Origin of the sequence: Acidovorax sp. NPDC077693, assembly GCF_044542805.1 — a bacterium.
Classification (GTDB): Bacteria; Pseudomonadota; Gammaproteobacteria; order Burkholderiales; family Burkholderiaceae_C; genus Acidovorax.
This window is the reverse complement of sequence record NZ_JBITVD010000037.1, coordinates 1-2,849: the sequence shown is the minus strand read 5'-3', so window position 1 is coordinate 2,849 and position 2,849 is coordinate 1. Positions and strand designations below refer to the sequence as shown.

The 2,849-nt window shown below is 68.1% G+C and carries 1 protein-coding gene; it reads right to left on the bottom strand.

All coding sequences use genetic code 11. The features are described from left to right. Positions 1-2,849: hydantoinase B/oxoprolinase family protein (locus ACIGHN_RS27965; RefSeq protein ID WP_396507580.1), on the bottom strand; the 2,849-nt coding region annotated here is incomplete at both ends.

The following is a 2,849-nucleotide window of genomic DNA, read 5'->3' as shown; positions in this document are numbered from 1 at the left end:
TTGGTGATGCAGGTGGAGGTCTCCACATTGCCCGCCACCACCGAGGCCGGCGGGTTGGGGTTGAGCATGGAGCCCTGCGGGATGATGACCTGCAAGGGCTTCAAGCACCCGGCGTTGAGCGGAATATCGTCGTCCACCAGCGTGCGGAACACGTACAGCACCGCGGCCATGCACACCGCACGCGGCGCGTTGAAGTTGTTGGTCTGCTGCGCGCTGGTGCCCGCAAAGTCGATCACCGCGCTGCGCTCGGCCACGTTGACCTTGACCGACACGCTGATCTGCGCGCCGTTGTCGAGCGGCAGGGTGAACTGCCCGTCCTTGAGCTGCGTGATCACGCGGCGCACCGACTCTTCGGCGTTGTCCTGCACATGGCGCATGTAGGCCTGCACGACGGGCAGGCCGAACTGCTCCACCATCTTGGAGAGTTCCTGCACGCCCTTTTCGTTGGCCGCGATCTGCGCGCGCAGGTCGGCCAGGTTCTGCTGGGGGTTGCGGCTGGGGTACTGGGTGGTGCCGCCGCCCGTGGCCAGCAGCGTGCGCACCTCCTCTTCCAGGAAGATGCAGCGGTCCACCAGCTTCACGTTGTTGATCTGCACGCCCTCTTCGTCGATGCGCGTCGAAAACGGCGGCATGGAGCCCGGCGTGGTGCCGCCAATGTCCGCATGGTGGCCCCGGCTGCCGACGTAGAACGTGGGCTCTGCGCCTGCGGCCACGTAGACCGGCGTGATCACCGTCACATCGGGCAGATGGGTGCCGCCGTGGTAGGGGTCGTTGAGCATGAACACATCGCCCGGGTGCATCTTGCCGGTGTTCTCGCGGATCACGGTCTTGATGCTCTCGCCCATCGAACCCAGGTGCACCGGCATGTGCGGCGCGTTGGCAATGAGGTTGCCGGCAGCATCGAACAGCGCGCAGCTGAAGTCCAGGCGCTCCTTGATGTTCACCGAATAGGCCGTGTTCTGCAGCTGCAGGCCCATCTGCTCGGCGATGTTCATGAACAGGTTGTTGAACACCTCCAGCAGCACCGGGTCCACCGTGGTGCCGGCGGCGTACTGGACCTTGCGCGCGGTCACGCGGTCCAGCACCAGGTGGTCCAGGTCGGTCAGGCGCGCCGACCAGCCGGGCTCCACCACGGTGGTGGTGTTCTTCTCGGCAATGATCGCGGGGCCCGGGACCACGTCGCCAGGGCGCAGGTCCTCGCGCACCACCAGGGCTGCGTCGTGCCACTCGCTGCCCGAATACATCTGCACCGTCTCGCGCAGCGGGTGCTTGCGGTGGGCGTGCACCGGCAGGCGCGGCTCGGCGGGCGCATCGCCGGCGATCACCGCCTCGACCGACACTGCCTCCACCACCAGGCCCTTGCCCACCATCAGGAAGGCAAAGCGCTGGCGGTACGCCGCTTCGAAGGCGGACTGGATGGTCGCCATGTCGCCGAAGGGCACGACCAGCGCGGAGTCGGTGCCCTCGTAGCGCACATGCACGTTGTGGCGCACCTGCACGGGGTTGGCGCTGACCTGCTGGCGCTCCAGCTCGGCCTGGGCGGCAGAGCCCAGCGCGTCCAGCCGCTCGGCAATCAGGGGCAGCACCTCGGTGGCGAGCGGCATCTCCACCGCCTGCTCACGGATCACGTTCTGGTCCGCCAGGCCCATGCCGTAGGCGCTGAGCACGCCCGCCAGCGGGTGCACGAACACCCGCGTCATGCCCAGGGCGTCGGCCACCAGGCAGGCGTGCTGGCCGCCCGCGCCGCCAAAGCACTGCAGCGTGTAGCGCGTGACGTCGTAGCCGCGCGCCACGCTGATCTTCTTGATCGCGTTGGCCATCTGCTGCACGGCGATCTGGATGAAGCCTTCGGCCACTTCCTCGGGCTTGCGCTGGGTCTGCGTGGCGATGTCCTGAAAACGTGCGCGCACCGCGTCGGCATCCAGCGTCTCGTTGGCGGCAGGGCCGAACACGCTGGGGAAGTAGCGTGGCTGCACCTTGCCGACCATCACGTTCGCGTCCGTCACGGCCAGCGGGCCGCCGCGGCGGTAGCTGACGGGGCCGGGGTTGGCACCCGCGCTCTCCGGGCCCACCCGGAACCGCGATCCGTCGTACGCCAGCACCGACCCGCCGCCGGCTGCCACCGTATGGATGCTCATCATGGGTGCGCGCATGCGCACGCCGGCCACATGGGTTTCGAACTCGCGCTCGAACGCACCGGCGTAGTGGCTCACGTCGGTGGACGTGCCGCCCATGTCGAAGCCGATGACCTTCTCATGCCCCGCCAGCCCTGCGGTGCGCGCCATGCCCACGATGCCGCCGGCCGGGCCGGACAGTATGGCGTCCTTGCCCTGGAAGGTGCCCGCATCGGTGAGGCCACCGGACGACTGCATGAAGAACAGCTTGACGCCCGGCATCTCGCTGGCCACCTGGTCCACGTAGCGGCGCAGGATGGGCGAGAGGTATGCATCCACCACCGTGGTGTCGCCGCGGCTCACGAACTTCATCATGGGGCTGGTTTCATGCGATGTGCTGATCTGCGTGAACCCGACCGACCGCGCGATGCGCTGCGCCGCCTTTTCGTGCTGCGCGTAGCGGTAGCCGTGCATGAACACGATGGCCACGCTGCGCAGGCCGCGCGCGTAGGCTGCCAGCAAATCGCCGCGCAGCGTGGGCTCGTCCAGGGGCAGCATCACGCTGCCGTGCGCACCCATGCGTTCGCGGGCCTCGATCACCTCGGTGTAGAGCAGCTCGGGCAACTGGATATGGCGGTCGAACAGGCGCGGACGGTTCTGGTACGCGATGCGCAGCGCATCGCGAAAGCCGCGCGTGGTGACCAGCAGCGTGGGCTCGCCCTTGCGCTCCAGCAG